General features: G+C 70.7%; 24 protein-coding genes and 1 tRNA gene. 9 read left to right on the top strand and 16 right to left on the bottom strand.

Annotation, left to right across the window (positions count from 1 at the left end):
• Positions 1-381 precede the first annotated feature (381 nt).
• Positions 382-795: a nuclear transport factor 2 family protein gene (locus tag ACFYYW_RS12835; RefSeq protein WP_387647924.1), complete on the top strand. Its 414-nt coding sequence runs from the start codon at positions 382-384 to the stop codon at positions 793-795.
• Here ACFYYW_RS12835 and ACFYYW_RS12830 read toward each other — a convergent pair.
• From ACFYYW_RS12830 to ACFYYW_RS12800, 7 genes are all read right to left on the bottom strand, one after another.
• Positions 792-1,127: a hypothetical protein gene (locus ACFYYW_RS12830; protein ID WP_387647921.1), complete on the bottom strand. Its 336-nt coding sequence runs from the start codon at positions 1,125-1,127 to the stop codon at positions 792-794. The two genes, ACFYYW_RS12835 and ACFYYW_RS12830, sit on opposite strands and share 4 nt — an antisense overlap.
• A 680-nt stretch (positions 1,128-1,807) precedes the next feature.
• Positions 1,808-2,095, bottom strand: coding sequence for a hypothetical protein (locus tag ACFYYW_RS12825; RefSeq protein ID WP_387647918.1), 288 nt, complete (start codon positions 2,093-2,095; stop codon positions 1,808-1,810).
• 78 nt (positions 2,096-2,173) lie between these two features.
• The gene (locus tag ACFYYW_RS12820; protein WP_387647915.1) at positions 2,174-2,500 is read right to left on the bottom strand and encodes a hypothetical protein; all 327 of its coding nucleotides are present in this window, start codon (positions 2,498-2,500) and stop codon (positions 2,174-2,176) included.
• A gap of 607 nt (positions 2,501-3,107) precedes the next feature.
• On the bottom strand, positions 3,108-3,311 hold the full coding sequence (locus ACFYYW_RS12815; RefSeq protein WP_387647913.1) for a hypothetical protein: 204 nt from the start codon (positions 3,309-3,311) through the stop codon (positions 3,108-3,110).
• The gene (locus tag ACFYYW_RS12810) at positions 3,308-3,610 is read right to left on the bottom strand and encodes a hypothetical protein (protein ID WP_387647910.1); all 303 of its coding nucleotides are present in this window, start codon (positions 3,608-3,610) and stop codon (positions 3,308-3,310) included. The genes ACFYYW_RS12815 and ACFYYW_RS12810 overlap by 4 nt, the downstream gene beginning before the upstream one ends.
• A gap of 53 nt (positions 3,611-3,663) precedes the next feature.
• The gene (locus ACFYYW_RS12805; RefSeq protein WP_387647907.1) at positions 3,664-4,626 is read right to left on the bottom strand and encodes a phosphotransferase enzyme family protein; all 963 of its coding nucleotides are present in this window, start codon (positions 4,624-4,626) and stop codon (positions 3,664-3,666) included.
• Positions 4,627-5,536: 910 nt separating this feature from the next.
• Positions 5,537-5,613 (bottom strand) — tRNA-Ile (locus ACFYYW_RS12800).
• Between the two features lie 239 nt (positions 5,614-5,852).
• On the opposite strand from ACFYYW_RS12800, the gene ACFYYW_RS12795 reads away from it, so the two are divergent.
• Positions 5,853-6,380 (top strand): histidine phosphatase family protein, encoded by a 528-nt coding sequence (locus ACFYYW_RS12795; protein ID WP_352327068.1) that lies wholly within the window; start codon positions 5,853-5,855, stop codon positions 6,378-6,380.
• A 331-nt stretch (positions 6,381-6,711) separates the two neighbouring features.
• On the opposite strand, the gene ACFYYW_RS12790 is transcribed toward ACFYYW_RS12795, so the two are convergent.
• Positions 6,712-7,644, bottom strand: a complete 933-nt coding sequence (locus tag ACFYYW_RS12790; protein ID WP_352327067.1) for a LysR family transcriptional regulator — start codon at positions 7,642-7,644, stop codon at positions 6,712-6,714.
• 96 nt (positions 7,645-7,740) lie between these two features.
• Between ACFYYW_RS12790 and ACFYYW_RS12785 the strand changes: the two genes are divergently transcribed.
• Positions 7,741-7,965, top strand: a complete 225-nt coding sequence (locus tag ACFYYW_RS12785) for a DUF6158 family protein (protein ID WP_125631040.1) — start codon at positions 7,741-7,743, stop codon at positions 7,963-7,965.
• A complete protein-coding gene (locus ACFYYW_RS12780) occupies positions 7,965-8,204 on the top strand; it encodes a hypothetical protein (protein ID WP_352327066.1) in 240 nt (79 codons plus the stop codon). The genes ACFYYW_RS12785 and ACFYYW_RS12780 overlap by 1 nt, the downstream gene beginning before the upstream one ends.
• A gap of 123 nt (positions 8,205-8,327) precedes the next feature.
• Here ACFYYW_RS12780 and ACFYYW_RS12775 read toward each other — a convergent pair whose 3' ends face one another.
• Positions 8,328-8,495, bottom strand: a complete 168-nt coding sequence (locus ACFYYW_RS12775; protein ID WP_387647902.1) for a hypothetical protein — start codon at positions 8,493-8,495, stop codon at positions 8,328-8,330.
• 48 nt (positions 8,496-8,543) lie between these two features.
• Positions 8,544-10,175: a sodium:solute symporter family protein gene (locus tag ACFYYW_RS12770; RefSeq protein ID WP_364390790.1), complete on the bottom strand. Its 1,632-nt coding sequence runs from the start codon at positions 10,173-10,175 to the stop codon at positions 8,544-8,546.
• 224 nt (positions 10,176-10,399) lie between these two features.
• On the opposite strand from ACFYYW_RS12770, the gene ACFYYW_RS12765 reads away from it, so the two are divergent.
• Positions 10,400-11,179: a putative hydro-lyase gene (locus tag ACFYYW_RS12765; RefSeq protein WP_387647899.1), complete on the top strand. Its 780-nt coding sequence runs from the start codon at positions 10,400-10,402 to the stop codon at positions 11,177-11,179.
• On the opposite strand, the gene ACFYYW_RS12760 is transcribed toward ACFYYW_RS12765, so the two are convergent.
• Positions 11,088-13,361, bottom strand: coding sequence for an excinuclease ABC subunit UvrA (locus tag ACFYYW_RS12760; RefSeq protein WP_387647896.1), 2,274 nt, complete (start codon positions 13,359-13,361; stop codon positions 11,088-11,090). The two genes, ACFYYW_RS12765 and ACFYYW_RS12760, sit on opposite strands and share 92 nt — an antisense overlap.
• Positions 13,362-13,413: 52 nt before the next feature.
• Between ACFYYW_RS12760 and ACFYYW_RS12755 the strand changes: the two genes are divergently transcribed.
• Entirely contained in the window at positions 13,414-14,034 is a 621-nt protein-coding gene (locus ACFYYW_RS12755; RefSeq protein ID WP_352327244.1) for a TetR/AcrR family transcriptional regulator, read from the top strand.
• Here the strand turns inward: ACFYYW_RS12755 and ACFYYW_RS12750 are convergent.
• Positions 13,976-14,572, bottom strand: coding sequence for an AAA family ATPase (locus ACFYYW_RS12750; RefSeq protein WP_387647893.1), 597 nt, complete (start codon positions 14,570-14,572; stop codon positions 13,976-13,978). The genes ACFYYW_RS12755 and ACFYYW_RS12750 overlap by 59 nt on opposite strands.
• An 85-nt stretch (positions 14,573-14,657) precedes the next feature.
• Here ACFYYW_RS12750 and secY point away from each other — a divergent pair, with 85 nt between their 5' ends.
• Positions 14,658-15,947, top strand: coding sequence for a preprotein translocase subunit SecY (secY, locus tag ACFYYW_RS12745; RefSeq protein ID WP_387647890.1), 1,290 nt, complete (start codon positions 14,658-14,660; stop codon positions 15,945-15,947).
• A gap of 52 nt (positions 15,948-15,999) precedes the next feature.
• Here the strand turns inward: secY and ACFYYW_RS12740 are convergent, their stop codons facing one another.
• The 3 genes from ACFYYW_RS12740 to ACFYYW_RS12730 all read right to left on the bottom strand — a co-directional run bounded on the left by ACFYYW_RS12740 (position 16,000) and on the right by ACFYYW_RS12730 (position 19,197).
• Positions 16,000-16,698: a response regulator gene (locus ACFYYW_RS12740; protein WP_387647887.1), complete on the bottom strand. Its 699-nt coding sequence runs from the start codon at positions 16,696-16,698 to the stop codon at positions 16,000-16,002.
• An 80-nt stretch (positions 16,699-16,778) separates the two neighbouring features.
• Entirely contained in the window at positions 16,779-18,068 is a 1,290-nt protein-coding gene (locus tag ACFYYW_RS12735; RefSeq protein ID WP_387647884.1) for a histidine kinase, read from the bottom strand.
• A gap of 223 nt (positions 18,069-18,291) precedes the next feature.
• Positions 18,292-19,197: a phosphotriesterase gene (locus ACFYYW_RS12730; protein ID WP_387647882.1), complete on the bottom strand. Its 906-nt coding sequence runs from the start codon at positions 19,195-19,197 to the stop codon at positions 18,292-18,294.
• Positions 19,198-19,346: 149 nt separating this feature from the next.
• On the opposite strand from ACFYYW_RS12730, the gene ACFYYW_RS12725 reads away from it, so the two are divergent.
• Together ACFYYW_RS12725 and ACFYYW_RS12720 are read left to right on the top strand one after the other, a co-directional pair.
• A complete protein-coding gene (locus ACFYYW_RS12725) occupies positions 19,347-19,802 on the top strand; it encodes a TIGR02611 family protein (RefSeq protein ID WP_352327238.1) in 456 nt (151 codons plus the stop codon).
• A 72-nt stretch (positions 19,803-19,874) separates the two neighbouring features.
• Entirely contained in the window at positions 19,875-20,804 is a 930-nt protein-coding gene (locus ACFYYW_RS12720; RefSeq protein ID WP_387647878.1) for a hypothetical protein, read from the top strand.
• Here the strand turns inward: ACFYYW_RS12720 and ACFYYW_RS12715 are convergent.
• Entirely contained in the window at positions 20,799-21,119 is a 321-nt protein-coding gene (locus tag ACFYYW_RS12715) for a co-chaperone GroES (protein ID WP_352327236.1), read from the bottom strand. The genes ACFYYW_RS12720 and ACFYYW_RS12715 overlap by 6 nt on opposite strands.
• Positions 21,120-21,169: the final 50 nt, after the last annotated feature.

The following is a 21,169-nucleotide window of genomic DNA, read 5'->3' as shown; positions in this document are numbered from 1 at the left end:
GCCGGATGCCCGCACGCTCGGCGCGACCAACCCCGACTACGCGGCGGTACGCCTGGGCGTCCTGTTCCATCCGGCCTTCGACGGCGGCCTGCTCCGAATGCCCACCCCCGATCAACCCAATGGCAGCCGCGCATGGAGATCGGCGCCGAGCAGGTGCGCCGGGAGGAGGAACGATTTCCCTGTCCGCGCGCCTGGTTGAGGCAGTGAACGTGAAGGGGCCGACCCCATCCAAGTCGGCTCCTTCACCATGTCCAGTCCTTAATCGTCCGATTTCCGCCGGATGCGTCGTGTCCGGGGCGGCCATGATGAGCGCATGATGGCAGAAGCAACGACGATTGACGGTCTGGCTTCGGGGGCAACGAGGGCAGGAGCTCACTGGCAGTGCTGGAGAGGTTCTACCGGGCAGAAGTTGCCTATATCGCCGCAGGGGGGTTCGGCAAGGCCGACTTCGGCGAGCTTGCCGAGTGCCTGGACCCGGAGGTCGTGATGTACCAGGCGGACTCCCTGCCCTACGGGGGCACCTGGCGCGGACCGAGCGGCATCGAGCAGTTCATGGCGGCCATGAGCGAGGCATGGCAGTCGCTGGAGTTCCTGGGGCAGAAATATGTGGTCGACGGCGGCAGTGTCGTGGTCTGGAACCGCGGCATCCTGCGCGCCCGCGCCACCGGCCGGGCCCTGGAGACCTCGGTGATGCAGCTGATGACGATCAGGAATGATCGCATCACCGAGATACACCCGTTCTACCTGGACACTTCTGCGGTCCTGCGCGCCCTGAGCCCGGAAGACGACGTCTAGCCGGCTGCGGAGCGAGCAGCACAGCGGCGCGGCAATGGCGGGAGGAGATCACAGCCGGGGCACGGTAACACGAAGCCGCACACGTCCGTGAAGCCGGGCGAGGGGGTGCGGAAGGCGTCCAGGATCGGAGTGATCATCCGCCAGCCGAAGCCGAAGCCGAAGCCGAAGCCGAAGCCGAAGCCGAAGCCGTGCTCGGGCTCGGCTCGGTCGGCTCCGGTTCGCCGGGTGGTGCCGGTGGCATGCCTCCCCAGCGGCGGGGTGTCCTCGATCACCAGTCTCCGCACCGCCGCCGGGCGGTGAGCCGCCGCGAGCAGCGCCGAGTCGGCGTTCAAGGACGGTGATCTGGTGGCGCAGGGCGAGGATCTCGATGTCCTTGTCCCGAATGCTCATGGGGAGCAACGCAGCGCGGCGAACGCGTTCGTGACGGTCAGGTAGGTCAAGCGTAGGAGCGCAGCGGATCATCACGCCGTACGTGTTTCCGTCTCCCGGGTGACCGGCGCTCGCGTACGCCGCACAAAACCCTCACAGGGGCCTGACCTGGGTGGATGTAGTTATCGGCAGACGCAGGCGCCGTTCAGGCTTCCGGCTTGGTCATCTGATGGTCGTCACCGGGGTCTGAACTGACGATGGCGGTCTGACTGATCCACCGGCGTACATGGTCCGCACACAAGAGCAACCAGCCATGATCAAGGACAGGGTCCGAGGGTGGCGAGATTCGAGAAACCCCAGGTTGGATGCGGTGTTAAAGAGTAGGGCGGGTGGGACTTGAACCCATGACCCACGGATGATGAGTCCCGCGGACTTGGGTGTTGATCTTTGCCGTACCTGCAGATCATCGCCCGTTTGCTGTTGCCGTTCATGACCAGGCATTTCCGTTCCTGACCGTGCTCTGTGGTCCAGCAACGATCCACTGAGGACCATCATGGTTCGGGCCGCAGCCCAGCGTCAGGGCTGCGGCCGAACTTCCTCGGCCCGAAGGGCACCCAGCTGGGGTGGGCCCGCTCATGGCCGACTATCGCTTGATCGGCCCCGGATCCTTCTTCGGGTGTGACAGCGCATCCTCGGGCGTATAACAGAGCTTCCGCACGCGGTGTTGTAGCTCCTCATCCCAGCAGATCTGGCACACCACCTTCTTCGGGTAAGTACGGCGAACAATCTTGTAGCAGCTGTCCGCCGCCACGGAACACGTTGCTGGCGAGAAATTGGTAGGCGTGGTGTCGGCGGTAGCGGCAGAGCTTGTTGCGCCCCCGGCGGTCGTGGCAGCCGTCATGACGGCAGCCAACATCAAACGCACGATCATGGCTCTCCCTCGGCTTGGGGCGGTCCCGTCTGGGCGAGCCTGCCCAGGTGGATAGCTGGGCAGGCTCGTGGCCGTTGGCTAGGACGGGCAGTTCCTTCTGCCCGAGTTGTAGCCCGCGTTGTAGCCGATGTCGTAGGCCTCGTCGTCGGTGATCTGTCCGGTCATGCGAGGCGGGCCGCACTTCTTTTCTGCGGCGAACCCGTCCGAGTAACCGTTCTTGCAGATCTTCTTCTGGCCCTTCGGCAGGCTTTTGCACACGGGCGGCGCGCTGTTCGAGGTTGTGACGACGTGACTGTCTCCGGCGCTTGCAGGTGTCGGGGTGACCGAGGCGTGCGAGGTTCCGATCGATCCGAACACGAGGGTGGCGATCAGCGGGCTGGCGATGAGCAGACGGTCTCTGTACATCCTCGACTCCTTCCTCATGAAGGCCGGCCCTCGACTGGAAGCCGGGACCGCACTCTGGACGGTCGCGAATCAGGATGATGGTCCACCACAGCACGCGCGCCTGATCGGCGGGGTCGCGTCGGCCGAGCCAGCCGGGCTCGCTCATGTCCAGCTTTTGCTCGCGAAAGCTCTGAGCGGCCGTGCTGCTCATGCTTTCCATCTCCGGTGAAGCTCGATCAAGGTTTTCAGCACGGTGGCCGGAGGCGGCCTAATCGTCAGGGGTGGGCACGGTACACCGTGCGAGCCGTCAGCTGTCGAGGTGGACCAGGCGGTCGCGATGCCGGGGGAATGGCTTCTCGCGCGGCTGGGCGGTGGACGGCGGGTATGGGCTGCTGTGCAGCCAGGGCCGGGCGGCGCGGGGGTATGGCTGCGGAAGCTCCGCGCCTTCTGGGCTTCCTTGGGATGGAGCCAGCCGGCCTCCGGCCCTAATCGGAGGTCGGCTCGATCAGGCCCGGCTCATCGACGTGTGGGGCGATGAGCCGGGAGTCATCAGCAGGAGGGCAGGAAACGGCCTACGGCGTGCACCAATCGGGCCTGACGTGAGAGCAGCAAGCCCAGGCCATGCGCATCATTGGTGGCCGGCCGGCCGCGGCAGCACTCCGGCGCTTGCCAGTTGCCTCGTCATCGGCCGATGCAGCTCGGCTACCCACCGCTGCCCTGGGTTCTTGTGGTCGATGAGGATGTCCCAGCCGGGGTACGTGGAGCGCAGGGCATCGAGCTGACGCTCCTCCTGGTCCAGGTTCGCCGCAGTCTCCGTGGGGTGACCGGTCATGATGCGACCTCGGCCGCGCCCGGTTCGTGCTTGTCGTAGGGCGACGGGTTGGGTGAGTCCTTGCACTTCACACAATCCACCGACGGGTCCTTCTCATCGGTCCGCCAGGCACCGCTGTCAAGCTGGACGATCACGTGCTCGCCGAAGCGGCACAGGGCAGTTGGTCCTGCTGGTGCCAGGTATTCGAGAGTGATCTCTTGGACGGCGTTCCCGCGCTCGGCGTGGCTCTGCCGGGCGGGAGCGTAGCGATCTCTGTTGAGGGTGGCGCTCCGGTTGGCGGCCACGTGGCCGCCCGGCATCCGCTCACCGTCACGGCATCGGCACACCTTCTCCCCTGGGTCCGACCGGTCTCTCACCCAGGCATGCGGATGACCTCCAGCACGTCGGCGAGCCGCTGCGGCGTCGGCGTGATACGCAACGTCTCGTCGATCTCACGTTCCGCCCATGCCCGGTGCCGCGGCTCAGCCCGCTCGTCGAGGGCAATCCGGGTCTGGACCAGCAGGAAGTTCAGCCGGGACGCGACGAGCATGGAGAAGTCCGTCATCCGCTCGACCCGCCCCGGCCCGCCGGCGCGCACGTACGCCTCGTACATGCGGCGCATCGCGTCGAGATCGTCGTCGAACCAGTCGAACAGGGCCCGGGCGAGCTCCCGGTTCGGTGCGGCCGGGCCCAGGTTGTCCCAGTCCACGACCACGAGCGCGCCGGTGGGGTCGGCCAGCACGTTCTCCGGGTGCAGGTCGCGGTGGCAGACGATCAGCTCGCCGGGGGCCGCCGGGGTGACCGCCTCGCTCAGGCCGGGCAGCCTGCCCAGCACGTCGGCGAGCCGGCCGTCCCATGCGGCGCCCGTGCCGGACACCGGGGCCCAGTCGGGGGCGGCGGGGAGGCGGTCGTACCAGGGGTCGGGGGTTTCGTGCGGGTCCGCCGCCGGGGCGCAGAGGTGCAGGCGGGCGAACAGCGTGCCGAGCCGCGCGGGGGTGGCCGGGGCGGTCAGGTCGACCGGTCGCAGGTCGACCCAGTCGTAGAGGCGCAGCCAGCCGCCGGCGGGCGTCGCGAGCAGGTGACGCCCGTGGCGATCGGGGTGGCTGGCCGGGAGCCGTACCCCGGCCTCGGCGGCCCGGCCCGCGAACGCCAGCTCGGCGCGGATCAGCTGCTCGGAGGGCGGGTTGGCGAAGATCTCCTTGAGCGCGTACCGCGCCGGGCCGGCGTCCACGCGCCAGATCTGGCCGAGCGCGCCGCGCGGTCCCGCCGTGATCGCGACGTCGCCGTCCCATCCGTACGCCGCCCGCGCGTACGGGATCAGCCGTTCAGGATCCACGCTCGTGAGCGTATCGCCCGGATTACAGCAGGTGTGAGCGGTCATGGGCGGTCTTGCGGACATCGGCGCGGAACGCCTCCGCGTGGTGGCGCTGCCGGGAGAAGGTCAGCCAGCAGCTACGGATGCCGTAAAGGAGGTTCTGCAGCAGGCCGACGGCCGGGCGGGCGGGATTGAGCGGGGTGATGGGCAGGTAGACGGCGCTCGAGCCGATGTCGAGTGCGGTGGCAGGTCATGATGGGAGCGCCGATCACGGCTTCCCTGCCTGATGGGCAGTAGCGACCGCAAGTCGCCCACCGCAGGGCGTTCCCGCTGCTCGACCGGTACCGCCTGCAGCACCATCCGGGCCGTCTCCACCACGTGAGTGGTCCGGTAGTCGCTCGGGAGCGCTGCCATGACCGTCGTGTGCGACATGCCCTCCTCCACGCCGCCCTTCGAGACCATGGCCCAGGCCCGGTGCAGCTCCACGTTCACCTGGTACGCGCAGTCTCCTCCGTACCGCAGCACCCCGGTCTCGGCTTTCAGCTGCACGGGCTTCCATACCTGCGGCGCTGTAGATCCAGCTCTGGGTGAAGTACACCTGATCGGGCTTCCAGAAGCCCAAGCTGTCTCCGCGTCCGCCCTGCTGAGCTAGATCGTCCAGTTGCCGTAGAACGTGGAGCGCGTCATTGTGGCGGCCCAACATGGACAGAGCCTTAGCGCGCGCCGCGACCAGCTTGATGACCTGGCGCTTGCCTGCGAGATCGCTGGCCTCGGCAAGAAGGCGCAGCACCGGCCTAAGCAGGTGGTAGCGATGATCCCTCGGCGTGCGGTGAGCAGCAGCGTTTCATGAAGCTCCGCTGGATGGTCCAGCAATGGTCCGATCCGGCAGTCAGCGCCCCGTCCGATGAGGTCTGACGATCAAGGGAATGCCTGGTAGGGCGGGTGGGACTTGAACCCACGACCCACGGATTATGAGTCCGATGCTCTGACCGGCTGAGCTACCGCCCCTGGATTCAGTTGTGACATGCGGTGTGCGGCTGGTGGATCTTGGTGAGGCTCGCGCATGTCAAGGCTAGAGCATCGGATCCGGGAGTGCCGCACGGCCGGATGGGGACGAGGTCCCGCGGACATCATTCCATGCCGGGCAAGGTTGGTGGAGTCGTGTCGATCATATTCGGGTCTCGGTTGGGGGTTGTGTTTGCTGTGGGCGGAATGGGAGGGGTTGGGAGGGGAGGTACGGTGCCGATATGGCGATCAAGGTGGTGTACGAGACGCACTCCATCACGGTGGACAACGAGATCGGCGTCGCCACCGGGTGGCTGCCCGGGGAGTTGTCCGAGCGGGGGCGGGAGCTGGCCGCCGAGCTCGGGGTGCGGAGGCGGGAGGTGGACGTCGTCCACTGCTCGGATCTGCGCAGGGCGGTCGAGACGGTGGAGGTGGCGTTCGGGGGCGTCAAGGAGGTCCGGCTCGACGCGCGGCTCAGGGAGTGCGACTACGGCAGCTACAACGGACGGCCGGTGAGCGAGGTCGCGGCCCTGCGCCGGCGGCACATCGACACGCCGTGGCCGGGCGGGCAGAGCTATCGGCAGGTCGTGGCGGCGACGGCCGCGTTCCTCGAGGACCTGCGGAAGGAGTGGCAGGGGGCCACGGTGCTGGTGGTGTCCCATTCGGCCAATCGGTGGGCGTTGCAGCACCTGCTGGACGGCACTCCGCTCGAGGACCTGGTGGACGCGCCGTTCGAGTGGCGGCCCGGGTGGGAGTACGAGCTGGCATAGCGCCTTGGTGTGCGCAGGTGGCATGAACACCTTGGAGTACGAGCTGGCCTGACGCCCTGGGGTGCGGGGTGGCATGGTGCCGGAGGTACGGGGTGGCATGGTGCCGGAGGTGCGGGGTGGCATGGTGGCTTGCCTGGAGGCGGGGGCCGGGTCAGGGTGGGGTGGGGCCTGAATGGTGGTGGCGGCGGGACCCGGACATGGCTGATGCGCCGATCGCGTCCGCGATCAGCGCCGGCGGGTGGAGCTGGGTTGTCTCCCGCCACTAGGGGTGCCGTCACGGTAACGGCGGGCCCAGGGGGCGAGGAGTTATTACTTCACTCCTATCAGGGTGTTATGGCGCGGTGCCGTACGCCGGGTTGCGGGCGAGCCAATCGGAGTAGACCGGACTGCGGCGTACGGCCTCGGTGTGTGCCTGTTTGGCCTGGGCGACGACCCAGGTGGCGTCGGGGGCGGTGGGGTGGCGGCCGAGGAGCTGCCGCCAGCGCAGCGGCGCGCCGGAGAGCGGGACCATGGCCAGCCCCGGCAGGGCCTGGTGGGTCGCCTGGCAGAGCACCACGGCGCGGCCCACCTGGGCGAGGTGGGTGCAGGTGGGCACGTCCGTCTCGTAGATCGTTCCGGGGGTGAAGCCGGCACGGGCGCAGGCCATGGCGAAGCAGTCGGCGAAGCAGCCGTCGCCGGGGGTGACGGCCCATTGTTCGCCGGCCAGGTCGGCCAGCTCCACCTCCTTCTCCTTGGCGAGCGGATGGTCCTCGCCGACGAGGGCGAAGACCGGGTCGACGCTGATCGTCTCCCACAGGAGCGTTCCTGTGGGGGTGCCGGAGTCGCCGCAGGCGCCGGTCAGCACGTAGTCGAGGCGGCCGAGCTCGACCATGTTGATCAGCTCGTGCGTTGACCACGACGTGAACGTGGTGACCGTGCGCTCCGCGGCCAGCCGGTCGACCAGGCCGCCGAGTATCGGGCCGTTGGTGGCGCCGATGCGGAAGCCGGGGGAGGGGGTGTGGGCGAATCGTACGGCCTCGTCCTGCAATTCCTTGGCCGCGGGGAGCAGCACGCGCGCCCGGGCGAGCACCAGCTCGCCGAGTCGCGTGGGACGCGCCCCGTGGCGGTCACGTTCGAACAGGGCGCCGCCGAGCACCCTCTCGATCCGTTTGAGCTGGGCGGTGAGGGCCGGCTGCGCCAGCCCGAGCAGGGACGCGGCCTTGCTCACACTTCCCGCGTCCGCTACCGCGCGGACGATCCTGAGGTGCCTGAGCTCGAGGTCCATACCGGGAAGGTAAGGCGACGAATCGCTCCCAAACAATGGCTATATGTCAGGAATTGTGACAGATATTGTCGGGGGTGTCTGGGGTAGGGGGAACCCATGACGACGATGGGAATAGATCCGGCCCAGCTCAGCGACGAGGATGTGGTACGCGAGCTGCGGCAACTCCATGCCACTCGTAGTGACACATTCTTCCATGGATCAGACGATGCTCTGGCACGTCACACTTCCCGTACCAACGAGCTAGAGGCGGAATACCTTCGCAGGTTCCCCGACCGCGAGGTCGATCCGGCCAGGCTGAGGGAGGGGGCGAGGCAACGTTGATGTCCGAGGGGCATGACGTGCAGGAGCTGTCGGACGTCGACATCCACGTCTACGAGGCGGTGGCCTCGCAGGTGGTCGGGTCCGGCGGCGTGGCCGGCCTGGAGGCGGTGATCCGGGCGACCGGCCTGGAGGACGACGAGGTGCGCGACAGCCTGGCCGTTCTCACGGGCCAGGGGTACGTCGTCCCGCGGGGCGACGGGTACGGCCTCGGCCCCCACACCTTCGAGGTCGAGTACTGAGTCGAGTACTGAGTCGAGTACTGAACGGACGCGGACGGTTCAGCGCCGCCGCAGGGTGCCGGTGCGGAGCCCGCAGGCCGGGCGTGCGGCCTGCGGGCTGGGGGCTCGATCGAGCCCGTACGGCTAGGGCTTGAGGGGGCGGAGGCGGGCCCACAGGACGAAGGCGGCGCCGAAGGCGGCCATCGGCAGGCCCGTCCACAGGTTCACCGCGTCCCCCAGCAGGCCGGCGACGACGAGGATCACGCCGTACAGCAGGAACAGCCCGCCGATCACCATCCGGATGTCGCTCACAGGATCACTCCGTACAACAGACTCACGGGATCACTCCGTACAACAGGGTCACAGGATCACTCCGTACAACAGGGCGGCCAGGATCACGGCGGCGGTGCCGAGCAGCACCGGCGAGCGGTACCAGCGGGTGTCGCCGGCCAGGGCGTCGTCCTCCAGGTCCGCGGCGCTCAGGCCGTACACCAGGCCGCGCAGCTCCCGCTCCGGCTTGGGCGTGGTGACCAGCGTGACGATCACCGACACCACCACGTCCACGGCGAAGGCGATGCCCGCGCCCCAGAAGCTGGCGTTCAGCTCGGTGCCGAAGTCCACCACGCCGGCCTTGTAGGCGAAGTACGATGCGAAGGCGCTCAGCGTCCCCGCCAGCAGCCCCCAGAACCCGGCCCACGGCGTCATCCGCCGCCAGAACAGCCCGACGACGAACGTGGCGAACAGCGGCGCGTTGAAGAAGCTGAAGAGCGCCTGGAGGTAGTTCATGATGTTGGAGTAGCCGGCCGCGATGAACGCCGTGCCCACGCCGAGCGCCACGCCGGCGACGGTGGCGACGCGTCCGACGTTCAGGTAGTGGCCGTCCGGCCGGTCGGGGCGTACGTGGGCCTGCCAGATGTCGTTGGTGAACACCGTGTTGAACCCGCTGATGTTGGCCGCCATCCCCGCCATGAACGAGGCCAGCAGCCCGGTCACCGCGACGCCGAGCACGCCGTTCGGCAGCAGGTCGCGCATGAGCAGCGGGATCGCGTCGTTGTAGTCCTGGCCCTTGCCCAGGTCGCCGAAGAGCACCAGCGCGATCATCCCGGGGAGCACCGTGACCAGCGGGATCAGCAGCTTGGGGAAGGCGGCGATGATCGGGGTCATCCGGGCCGCGTTGGTGTTCCTGGCCGACAGGGCGCGCTGCACCTCGGCGAAGTTCGTCGTCCAGTAGCCGAAGGAGAGCACGAACCCCAGCCCGAAGACGATCCCGATCCAGTGGGCCTGCATCGGGTTGGCGCCGGCGGTCCCGGCCCAGGTGTGCAGGCCGCCCTCGCCGAGCGCGCTCTGCCGTACCTTGTCGAACAGCCCTGCCACGCCGCCGACCTTGACCAGGCCGAGGACGGTCAGCGGGATCAGCCCGGCGAGGATCACGAAGAACTGCAGCACCTCGTTGTAGATGGCCGAGGACAGGCCGCCGAGCGTGATGTAGGAGAGCACGATCAGCGCCGAGACCACCACCGACACCGGCAGCGGCCAGCCCAGCAGGGCCTCCATGACCAGGGCGAGCGCGTACAGGTTCACCCCGGCGATGAGGATCTGCGCGACCGCGAACATGAGGGCGTTCAGCAACTGGGTGGCGCCGTTGAAGCGCCTGCGCAGGAACTCCGGGACGCTGCGCACCTTCGAGCGGTAGTAGAAGGGCATCATCACGATGCCCAGGAACACCATCGCGGGGACGGCGCCGATCCAGTAGTAGTGCACGGTCATCGCGCCGTACTGGGCGCCGTTGGCCGCCATGCCGAGGATCTCGATCGCGCCCAGGTTGGCCGACACGAACGCCAGCCCGGTGATCCAGGCGGGCAGTCCGCGGCCCGCGAGGAAGAAGTCGAGGCTGGAGCTGATCCGGCGGCGGGCGGCGAACCCGATGGCGAGCACGGTGGCGAAGTAGACCGCGATGAGCAGGTAGTCGAGAAGGTTGACGTCTAATCGCACAACCGGCCCGCTACCCGGAAAAGGCCGCGATAGCCGCGCCTCGGACCGCGAGCGGCGGGCGCCGGTTGTCGTGGGGGTGTGGTGCCGGTGCTGTGCGTTGGTTGTAGTGGGGGTTGAGGGTGTGGCGCGGGGGTTTGCGTGGGTTCTCGTGGGCGGCGTGGTGCCAGTGATGTGCGTGGAGCGGCGTTGTGGACCGGGTGGGGCGGTCGCCATAGTGTCGAGAGGTGGACGTCGCCACCTTGACCCCCGCCCAGGCGCGGGCCCGCTTCCGCGTCGGCGAACGGGTGCCCACCGCGGGCTGGTGCCGCGGCTGGACGCAGGCCAACCTGATCGCCGTGCCCGCCGCCCTGCGGTACGAGCTGCTGCTGTTCGCCCACCGCAACCCCCAGGCCTGCCCCGTGCTGGACGTGGGCGAGCCGGGCGCCTGGTCGACCACCCTGTTCCGCGGCGACCTGCGCACCGACCTGCCCGGCTACCGCCTCTACCGCGACGGCGAGCCGGTGGCCGACCTGGACGAGGTGACCGGCCAGTGGCGGGCCGACCTCGTGCCGTTCCTCATCGGCTGCAGCTTCACCTTCGAGGCGGCGCTGCTGGCCGCCGGCGTCCCGGTACGGCACCTGGAACAGGGCAGGAACGTGCCGATGTACCGCACGAACGTGTCCTGCGAGTCCACCGCCTCGTTGTCGGGGCCGCTGGTCGTCTCGATGCGGCCGGTCCCGGAGGAGCTGGTGCGGACGGCCGTCGAGGTGAGCGGCAGGTATCCGCGGGTGCACGGCGCGCCGGTGCACGTGGGCGACCCGGCCGCGATCGGCGTGCTCGACCTGGGGCGTCCGGACTTCGGCGACCCGGTGGAGCTGCGGCCGGGGGACGTGCCGCTCTTCTGGGCCTGCGGGGTGACGCCGCAGGCGGCGGTCATGGCGAGCGGCGTGGAGTATGCGATCGGTCATCTGCCCGGTCACATGGCCGTGCTGGACGTCCGGGACGACGACTATCGAGTGACTTGACCAGATATTTCGCGGTATAGGTGGATGCTTCGGTCAGTTCGGCCGGGGTGCCTTCGAAGATCACCTCGCCGCCGTGCCGGCCTGCCTCGGGGCCGAGGTCGATGACCCAGTCGGCGTGCTTGACCACGTCGAGGTCGTGCTCGACGACGATGACCGTGTCGCCGCCGTCCACCAGCCGGTCGAGCAGGGCCAGCAGCGTGTCCACGTCGGCCATGTGCAGGCCGGTCGTCGGCTCGTCGAAGACGTACACCTGGCCGCGCTCACGCATCCGGTGCGCCAGCTTGAGCCGCTGCCGCTCCCCGCCGGACAGCGTGCTGAGCGGCTGCCCGAGGGTCAGGTAGCCGAGCCCGAGCGCGCCGAGCCCGCCGATGCCCGGCAGGTCGAACAGGCCCGCGGCCTCCTCGGCCGTCATCGCGAGCACGTCCGCGATCGTGCGGCCCTCCACCGTGTACGACAGCGCCTGCTCGCTGTACCGGCTGCCCCCGCACGCGTCGCACACCCGGGTCACCGGGTCCATGAACGCCAGATCCGTCTTGATCTCGCCGCGCCCCTTGCACACCGGGCACGCGCCGGCCGAGTTGAAGCTGAACAGCCCCGGCCGCACCCCGTGGGCGTCGGCGAACAGCTTGCGCAGCGGGTCCATGGCGTCGAGGTAGGTCGCCGGGGTGGAGCGCGGCGAGCCGCCGATGGCCGACTGGTCGATGAGCACCACGTGCGGATGCCGGGCGACCAGCTCCTGGCGCATCAGTGTGCTCTTGCCCGACCCGGCCACGCCGGTGACCGCGGTGAGCACGCCGAGCGGCACGCGTACGGTGACGTCCTTGAGGTTGTGGGCGTTCGCGTTCTCGACGGTCAGCCAGCCGGCCGGGGCGCGCACGGCGTCCTTGAGCCCGGTGACCCGCCGCAGCATGCGGCCGGTCAGCGTGCCGCCGGACGTCAGCGCCGCCACCGTGCCCTCGAACACCACCCGGCCGCCCCGCGTGCCCGCGCCCGGCCCCATGTCCACCACGTGGTCGGCCAGCTCGATCAGGTCGCGGTCGTGCTCGACGACCAGCACCGTGTTGCCCTTGTCGCGCAGCTCGACCAGCAGGTCGCCGAGCCGGTGGACGTCACGCGGGTGCAGCCCCACGCTGGGCTCGTCGAAGATGTACGTCATGCCGGTGAGGCTGCTGCCCAGGTTGCGCACGGTCTTGAGCCGCTGCGCCTCGCCGCCCGACAACGTCGGCGTCCCGCGGTCGAGGCTGAGGTAGCCGAGGCCGATGGCGTCGATCCGGCGCAACGACTCCACCGCCGCCTCCGCCACCGGGTCGTCCAGCCCCTCCAGCACGCCGATGAGGTCGGTCACCTCCATCGCGCAGTGGTCGGCGATGGACAGCCCGTCGATGCGCGAGGCCAGCGCGGCCGCGTTGAGCCGCCGGCCGCCGCACTCCGGGCAGGTGGCCTGCCGCACGTACGGCGCCGCGGCCTTGTCGAGCTGGTCGAGGTCGCGCTTGAGGTGGACGCGCTCGAACCGGGTGACCAGCCCCTCGTAGGTGTTGGTGTACTCGCCCCGGCTGACCTTGAAGCCGCCGCCGTACAGCAGCAGGTCTCGCTCTTGCGGCGTGAAGCCGCGCAGCGGCTTGTCCGGGTCGAACAGCCCCGACCTGGCGTAGAGCTGCCACACGTACGACCCGGGCGGGGCCATGCGGATCGCGCCCTCGTTCAGTGAGAGGTCCTCGTCGAGCATCTTGCCGACGTCGGCCTCCACCTTCTTCCCCAGGCCGTCGCAGACCGGGCACATGCCCTGCGGGTCGTTGAACGAGTACGCCGTCGCGGGCCCCGCTGACGGCTCGCCGCGCCGCGAGAACAGCACCCGCAGGATCGCGTGCACCTCGGTCATCGTGCCCACGGTCGAGCGGGCGCCGCCGCCGACCGGCTTCTGGTCCACGATCACGGCGGCGGTCAGGCCGGACATGCGCTCGGCGCGCGGGCGCTCGTGCTTGGGCAGCCGGTTCCTGACGAACGCGCTGAAGGTCTCGTTGAGCTGCCGCTGGGACTCCGTGGCGATGGTGCCGAACACGATCGAGGACTTGCCCGACCCCGACACGCCGGTGAACACCGTCAGCCGCTCCTTGGGCAGCCGCAGCGAGACGTCCTTGAGATTGTTCTGCCGCAGGCCGATCAGCTCGATGTCGCGCGACACGGGACACACCCCCAATAGCTTTGGCTACTACCTATAGCCTAAGCTATTCCATGTGGCTGACATTCCCGACCGGCGAGCACGACGACGAGCCGAGACGCAGGCCGAGATCCTCGGCATCGCCCTCGACGTGATGGCGGAGGAGGGCGTCGCGGGGCTGAGCCTGGCGACCGTGGCCAGGCGGCTCGGCATCCAGCCGCCGTCGCTGTACAAGTACTTCCCGTCCCGGCACGCGGTCTACGACGCCCTGTTCAGGCGCGGGCAGGAGGGCTATCTGGAGGCCGTGCGGCGGGGGGCCGAGGCGCATGAGCCGGGGCTGGCGGCCATGGGGCCGTCCCTGGAGGCCGGAGCGCGGTGGATCATGGAGAACCAGGTGCTGGCCCAGCTGATGTTCTGGCGGCCGGTGCCGGGGTTCGCGCCCTCGCCGGAGGCGTACGCGCCCGCGCTGGCCGTCCACGAGCATTTCGCCGAGCTGATCAGGGCCGCGGTCGGGCGCGGGGAGCTGCATCCCGACGCCGCGGGCGAGGAGGGGCTGGCCCTGGCCGCGAGCCTGATCGCCGGGCCCGTGTCCCAGCAGCTCAGCAACGAGCCGGGCGCCTCCTACGAGGAGGGGCGGTTCACCCGGCTCGTCCCCCGGCTGCCGGCCGTGTTCGCGGCGGTGTACCCGCCGCCGTGAGCTGGTCGCCGACCGGCGGCGCGCCCCGCCGGTTGTCGATCTCCAGGTGCGGCACGACGGGCGGCTCGTCCACCCGGATGTTCCGCAGGTAGTCGGCGAAGGCCGCCAGCTTGCCGGCGTCCCTGGCCAGGCCGCGCGCCTCCAGCCGGGCGCGCAGCGTCGGCCCGTCCGAACGCACCCACAACAGGCGCACGGGCGGGCCGCCCAGCTCCGCCACCCACCGCGCCCACCGCGCCGCGTCGTGCACCTGCGCGGTGAACGGGCCGTCGAGCAGCACCGGGCAGCCGTGGCCGCGGATCTGCGCGGCGATCCTGGTCAGGCCGGTGTACTCATGGTGCTTGACGTGCCGGTCGTACCAGGGGCCCTCGCGCTCGCCCTGGTCGCGGCCGTGGGCCCGCAGGACCTCCGCGACGAGGTCGCCGTAGACGGTGTCCTTGTCGAGCAGGGCCGGCACCGGCGACAGGCGGGCCAGCAGCTCGGCCGCCACCGTGGACTTGCCCGCCCCCGGCGGCCCGCTGATCACCCACACGGTCGTCATGCGCCCAACCTACGCGGATCTGCGTATTCGGGTGCCTCGCCTGGGCGGACGACGTCCGGCCCGCCCGCGGACAGACTTCCTGCTCATGCTGACCGTCTTCGCCAGAGCATTCCGGGTGCCGGAGCTGCGCAGGAAACTGCTGTTCACGTTGGGGCTGATCGTGCTGTTCCGCCTCGGCCAGATCATGCCCGCCCCCGGCGTGGACGTCGTGGCCGTGCGGCAGTGCGTGGGCTCGGCGAGCGGCGGCGTCTTCGACATGATGCAGATGCTCAGCGGCGGCGCGATGTTGCAGCTGTCGGTGTTCGCGCTGGGCGTCATGCCCTACATCACGGCCAGCATCATCCTGCAGCTGTCCGCCGTGGTGGTGCCGCGGCTCGACGCGCTCAGGAAGGAGGGGTCCAACGGGCAGGCGCGGATCACCCAGTACACCCGTTACCTGACCGTCGGTCTCGCCGTCCTGAACGCCACCACCGTCGTCACCCTGGCCCGGTCGGGGAACCTGCTGCCCGGTTGTGCCCGTCCGCTGCTGCGCGACCAGGGGCTGCTCGCGGTGTCGGTGATCGTGGCGACGATGGTCGCGGGCACCTGCGTGGTCATGTGGATGGGCGAGCTGATCACCGACCGGGGGATCGGGAACGGCATGTCGATCCTGATGTTCACGCAGGTCGTGGCGGTGTTCCCGGGGTACATGGCGAAGATCTTCGTGCTCACGCCGTTCGGGTTCGCGGTGATGCTGGCGGCCGGGCTGTGCCTGGTGGCGGCGGTGGTGTTCGTCGAGCAGGCCCAGCGGCGGGTGCCCGTCCAGTACGCCAAGCGCATGGTGGGGCGGCGCATGTACGGGGGGAGCAGCACGTACATCCCGCTCAAGGTCAACCAGGCGGGGATCGTACCGGTGATCTTCACCTCGTCGCTGCTCTACGTGCCGACGCTGGCCGCGCCGCTGCTCGGCGCGGAGGCGGGCGCCTGGGTCTCGCGCAACCTGACCGCCGGCACCCATCCGCTCTACATGAGCGTGTACGTGCTGCTGATCGTCTCCTTCGCCTACTTCTACGTCGCGATCACCTTCAACCCCGTCGAGGTGGCCGACAACATGCGGCGGTTCGGGGGGTTCGTGCCGGGGATCCGGCCGGGCGCGCCGACGGCCCGCTACCTGGCGTACGTGTTGTCGCGGCTGACCGCGCCCGGAGCCCTCTACCTCGGCGTGCTGGCGCTGCTGCCGCTGGTGGCGTTCGCGATCCTGCGCGACCCCGGCACGCAGCAGAACTTCCCGTTCGGCGGGACCAGCGTGCTCATCATGGTCGGCGTCGGGCTGGACACGGTCAAGCAGATCGAGGCCCAGCTCCAGCAGCGCAACTACGAGGGCTTCCTGCGATAGGCCGCGGGCCCGGCCAGGCGCGGCGGTGCGAGCCCGGTCCGCACGGCCCGGCTCAGAGCGGCGGCGCGAGCCCGGCCCGCATGGCGAACACCACCAGTTGGGCCCGGTCGCGGGCGCGCAGCTTGACCATGGCCCGGCTGACGTGCGTGCGTACGGTGTCGGGGCTGATCACCAGCTCCCTGGCGATCTCGTCGTTGGACCGGCCCGTCGCCACCCACGCCACCAGCTCGCGCTCGCGCGGGGTGAGCGTGCCCAGACCCTCGACCGGCTCGGCGCCGCCGCGGCCGAACAGGCCGATGACCTTCCTGGTGATGGACGGCGACAGCAGCGCCTCGCCGGCCGCCACCACGCGCACGGCGTTGACCAGTTCGTCGGGCGCGCTGTCCTTGAGCACGAAGCCGCTCGCCCCGGCCTGGAGGGCGGCGAAGACGTACTCGTCGACGGCGAACGTCGTCACCACGACGATCCGGATGCCGGCCAGGGTGGGATCGGCGGCCACGGCGCGCAACGTGGACAGGCCGTCGGTGCCGGGCATACGGATGTCGAGCAGCAGCACGTCGGGACGGGTACGGCGGATCAGGTCGAGCGCCGCGGCGCCGTCGGCCGCCTCGCCCACGCACTCCATGCCGCGCTCCCGCTCCAGCAGCGCCCGCAGCCCCATCCGCACGACGGCCTGGTCGTCGGCGACCGCCACCCTGATCGCGCGCCCCCCGGCGTCGGCGCCGGGCGGGACTGCGCCGGGGTCGTGCACGTCCGGGCCTGGCCGGTGAGGGCCTGCGCCGGCGGCGTGCGCGTCCGGGGCTGGCCGGTGAGGGCCTGGGCCGGGCGCGGTCATGCCTCGGACCGGGGGAAGCGGGCGGTCACCTGGAAGCCGCCGCCCTCGCGGGGACCGGCGGTGAGCCAGCCGCCCGCCTCGGCGACGTGGGCGCGCATCCCGGCCAGCCCGCGGCCCTCGGCGGCGCCGTTCCAGCCCGCGCCGCGGTCGGCCACCTCCAGGACGAACCCGCACGGCCCGTCGGCCAGGCGCACCGAGGCCCTGGTCGGGCCGGCGTGCCGGAGCACGTTCGTCAGGGACTCGCGGACCACCCGGTAGACGGCGTCCTTGAGGTGGGCGGGCACGGCGGGGTCGGCGGGCTCGACGTCGACCGGCAGGCCGGCGGCGCGTACGCCCGCGACGAGGCCGGTCAGGTCGCCGGCCGGCGGGTCGATGCCGTCGAGCGCGGCGCGCAGGTGGGCCAGGGCGGTCGTGCTGGTCTCCCTGATCGCCCGCAGCGAGGCCCGTGCCTGCTCGGGGTCGTCGTCGAGGACGACGAGCGCGAGCCCGGCCTGCATCGCGATGGCGGCGAGCCCATGACCGGCGGCGTCGTGCACCTCTCCGGCGATCCGGGCGCGCTCGGCCGCCACCGCCCCGGCCTCACCGGGAGGGACAGCCTCCGGCGCGTACGGGGTGGTGGCGGTCGCGAAGGCATCGGCGGTGGCGGCGGGACCGGCGGGACCGGTAGGCCCGGCAGGACGGGTAGGCCCGGCGGGACCGATGGGCCCGGCGGGACGAACGGTGGCGGCGGGGTGGGCGACCGCGGGCGCCGGGATCCCCCAGGCCGCACCCACCGGCCAGGCCCCGCGCCCCGAAGCCGCCTCCCCAGCCCCCGGACCGCACAGCCCCCCGCCCCCGGCAACGGACACCCCCGGAACGAACGCGGACGGCGACGTGCTCTGCGAGGCCGCCCCGGACGGCGACCCGATGCGAGAGCCGGCGGCAGACGCCGGCGTGCTGTGGGAGGCGAGCGCGGACGCCGGTGTGCTGTGGGAGGCGCGCGTGGACGGCGGTGGGGCGGTGTCGGAGGCGTGGGACGAGGGCGGGGGCTCGGCGTCGGCGGCGGCCGCCGCTGCCGCGGCCCTGGCCTGCGCGAGGCCGCTGAACGACCACGGGACGGCCAGCCACCCGGCCCAGGCCAGCATGACCACGACCGGGACGTCGCCCACCCGGCTCAGGCGCGACAGCGCCGCGAACGGCCTGCGCAGGCGCCCGCCGCGTTGCGTGTGCTCGCTCACCATCCCCCACCCGGCCAGGCTCGTGTCGCCCCTGATCCTAGCGAGTTCCGGACGACGAGGTCCGATCACCGCCCTCCCCGGATCTTGCCGAAAGGTCCCGGATCAGCCCCACCGGTGCAGGGAAGCCGGCCGGGTCCGCGAGTCAGCCGGTGAAGGGGAGCCGGTCGGGTCCGCGGGCCAGCCGGCGCAGGGGAGCCGGCCGGGTCAGCGCATCCCGTCGGTCAGCCGGCGCAAGGGAGCCGGCCGGGTCAGCGCGTTCCGTCGGTCAGCAGGTGCGGGGAAGCCGGTCGGGTCAGCGCATGCCGTCGGTCAGCCAGCGCAGGGGGTTGTCGCGGGTGATCAGGCGGATGACGTCCTCGCCGGTGCCGGCCTCGCGCAGGCGGGGGAGCAGGCTGTGGAACAGGTGGGCGTAGCCGCAGCCGCCGTACCGCTGGACCTGGGCCACGCGGCTCAGGCCGGTGCTGAGGAGCAGGCGGTCGGCGTGGCCGTCCTCGATGAGGCCGAGCGCGATCCTGGCCGCCTGGTCGGGGCCGAGCGCCAGGACGCTGAGGCTGACGTACGCGCCCGCCTCGGCGATCTTGCGGGCGCCGCCCAGGTCGCCGGAGTAGCCGGCGGCCACGCGGGAGCCGGGCAGGTTCTCGCCGAGCAGGATCTCCAGCAGCGCCAGGGCGTTCTGGCCGTGGGTGGCGACGGGCAGGCGCGACTGCCGGGAGGCGCGGGCGGCGGCGCGCAGGCAGCGCTCCTCGCGGGCGGTGGGCTCGGCGCCCCAGCTGCCGACCTCGCCGATCACGCCGGGGAAGACACCCGTGCCGTCCACGCCGCTCGAGATCTCGGTCATCAGGCGCCGGGTGAGCTGCTCGACGTCCTCGTCGCCGACGTCGCTGAACGGCTGGGCGAAGAAGCCGGTGGAGGCGATCACCGGCACCCGGCTGCCCGCCGCGATGCGGGCCAGGGCGGCGGCGTCGCGGCCCATGCCGAGGCAGGTCAGGTCGACCACCAGGTTGAGCTCGTCGGACTGGCGCAGCTCGCGGAGCTCCGCGGTGACAGTGGTCTCCTCGTCGAGCCAGCGGTGGGGGTCGGAGTCGATGCCGACCGCCCAGCGCATGTCGTTGCGCAGGTGCTCGTGGGGGAGTACGGCGCCGTTCACCGCTGCCGCGCGAATGGGGCCGGTGACGGTGCGAAGGATGACCTCGGGCATAGCAGACATTAACCGATAGTTGCCGGAATCCCCTTCCTTCTGGCGGGAAATTTTACTCTTCGTCCTGTTTGGCGACCTGCTAGTGGTCTGCAAGTGTTCCTGTCGATGTGGGCCGTATCCTGAGAGACAGCCGACGACACGGGGGAGACGTGCCGATCCAGAACTCCGAGACGGGCGACGCCGACGTGATGAAGGACGAGGCCGCCGACCGCTCCGCCATGCCCGCCCGCCGCGGCGGCCTGAAGGGCCGGCTCGACGGCATACGGTCCACCCGCGCGGGCGCGCTCACGCTGAAGATCGTGGTCGGCGTCATCGGCGCGGTGATGGTGGTCGGCGGCCTGATCATGGTGCCGTTCCCCGGGCCGGGCTGGCTCGTGGTGTTCGCCGGGCTGGCGGTGCTGGCCACCGAGTTCCACTGGGCCCACCGGGTGCTGGAGTTCGGCAAGCAGACGCTGCACGCCTGGACGCAGTGGTACAAGCGGCAGGGCTGGACGGTGCGCATCCTCGTGCTGCTGGTGACCGTGGCCGCCGCCGCGGTGATCGTCTATTTCGGCATGCTGACGCTCGGCATCGACCTGCTGGAGATCGCCCAGCGTTTCGTCTAGTTCCGGAGGGGCTTTCAGACCGGGTCGTTATCGCTCCCGGAATCGCCGCCTTTCCCTGCCTATTCTGCGGGCGTGATCGCTCACCTCGCCGTCGTGCTGTCGCTGACGTTCCTCGCCCCGGCCGCCGCTCGGGCCGACCTGACGTTGCCGGAAACCGGCGGCATGAAATATCACGAGAAACCGGGCGACCCGGTCCGGCTCAGCGCGTACGGGCTCGGCACCGGCCGCACGTACCTGCGCGCCGCCGCCGGCGACGCCTTCACCCGGCAGAAGGGCCTGTCGGAGGTGGCGGTCTCGCCCGACGGCCGCCTGACGGCCGGGGTGCCGTCCTCGTACCGGGCGGGCTACGACTCCGTGGTCGTCACCGACCGGGCCACCGGCAGGTCCACGCGGATCCGTACCGTCAAGAAGCCCATGACGGCGGCCTACGCGTCCTGGTCCAGGGACGGCGGGAAGGTCGCGCTCACCGTCGAGCAGAAGATCGGCGGCACGTGGCGGGTGCTCGGCTTCACGGTGGTGGACGTGCGCGCGGGCACCGCGAGCACCGTCCGCGTGGCGGGCCTGGCCCGGCGGGCCGGCTTCTGGTGGAGCCCCGACGGCAACCTCGTCAGCATGTACGGCACCGGCCTGCGCGTCTACCGCCCCACGGACGGCGCGGTGCTGCGCACGTACGCGAACGTGGGCCTGCCGACCGGCCCGGAGGACTCCTACGCGCCCTCGGGCAAACGCCTGACGACGTGGTGCCCCTCGCGGTTCAAGGAGCAGGTGTGCCTGGTCGACCTGGCCACCGGCACGATCGCCCAGCGCGTGGCCGTCAAGCCGGCGGCCCTGTTCGGCTGGTGGGACGACACGCACCTGATCGCCGTCACGACGGCCGGGAAGGGCCGCCGCCTGTCGGTGCTCGACCTGACCGGCCGGACGACGCGGGTGCTCGCGGACGTGCCCGCCGCCACCTGGGCCGCCGAGCTGTGGGTCAACTTCGCCAGGACCCGCGTGTCATAGGTACAGGCCCGTGCCGTGGTCGGTCTCCTGGGTGGCCACCGCGTGCAGGTCGCGCTCGCGCATGACGAGGTAGACCCGCGCGTGCACCTCGACCTCGAACTGGTCTTCCGGGTTGAACAACACCTTGTCGCCCACCTTGACCGCGCGCACGTTCGTGCCGACGCCGCAGACCTCGCCCCACGCCAGCCGGTTGGCCATCTTGACCGTCGCGGGGATGACGATCCCGGAGCCGCTGCGCCGCTCCTCGGCCTCCTGCTCCAGCCGGATCATCACTCGGTCGTGCAGCATCTGAATCTCGAACTTGGGCGCTTCCACGGGTCACAGTTTACGAGCCGCCGCAGCTCCGGAATCCCGCGATCGTTCCA

The organism is Nonomuraea sp. NPDC001831 (genome assembly GCF_042892035.1).
Lineage (GTDB): Bacteria > Actinomycetota > Actinomycetes > Streptosporangiales > Streptosporangiaceae > Nonomuraea.
This window is presented reverse-complemented; position numbering and strand designations above follow the sequence as displayed.

Bases quoted from the DNA above. Each gene is read 5' to 3' on its own strand.
- ACFYYW_RS12795 (WP_352327068.1), top strand. From the start codon at position 5,853: ATGGCGATCAAGGTGGTGTACGAGACGCACTCCATCACGGTGGACAAC.
- ACFYYW_RS12750 (WP_387647893.1), bottom strand. From the start codon at position 14,572: ATGACGACCGTGTGGGTGATCAGCGGGCCGCCGGGGGCGGGCAAGTCC.
- ACFYYW_RS12820 (WP_387647915.1), bottom strand. From the start codon at position 2,500: ATGTACAGAGACCGTCTGCTCATCGCCAGCCCGCTGATCGCCACCCTC.
- ACFYYW_RS12785 (WP_125631040.1), top strand. From the start codon at position 7,741: ATGACGACGATGGGAATAGATCCGGCCCAGCTCAGCGACGAGGATGTG.
- ACFYYW_RS12730 (WP_387647882.1), bottom strand. From the start codon at position 19,197: ATGCCCGAGGTCATCCTTCGCACCGTCACCGGCCCCATTCGCGCGGCA.
- ACFYYW_RS12790 (WP_352327067.1), bottom strand. From the start codon at position 7,644: ATGGACCTCGAGCTCAGGCACCTCAGGATCGTCCGCGCGGTAGCGGAC.
- ACFYYW_RS12810 (WP_387647910.1), bottom strand. From the start codon at position 3,610: ATGCCGGGCGGCCACGTGGCCGCCAACCGGAGCGCCACCCTCAACAGA.
- ACFYYW_RS12780 (WP_352327066.1), top strand. From the start codon at position 7,965: ATGTCCGAGGGGCATGACGTGCAGGAGCTGTCGGACGTCGACATCCAC.
- secY (WP_387647890.1), top strand. From the start codon at position 14,658: ATGCTGACCGTCTTCGCCAGAGCATTCCGGGTGCCGGAGCTGCGCAGG.
- ACFYYW_RS12825 (WP_387647918.1), bottom strand. From the start codon at position 2,095: ATGATCGTGCGTTTGATGTTGGCTGCCGTCATGACGGCTGCCACGACC.
- ACFYYW_RS12815 (WP_387647913.1), bottom strand. From the start codon at position 3,311: ATGACCGGTCACCCCACGGAGACTGCGGCGAACCTGGACCAGGAGGAG.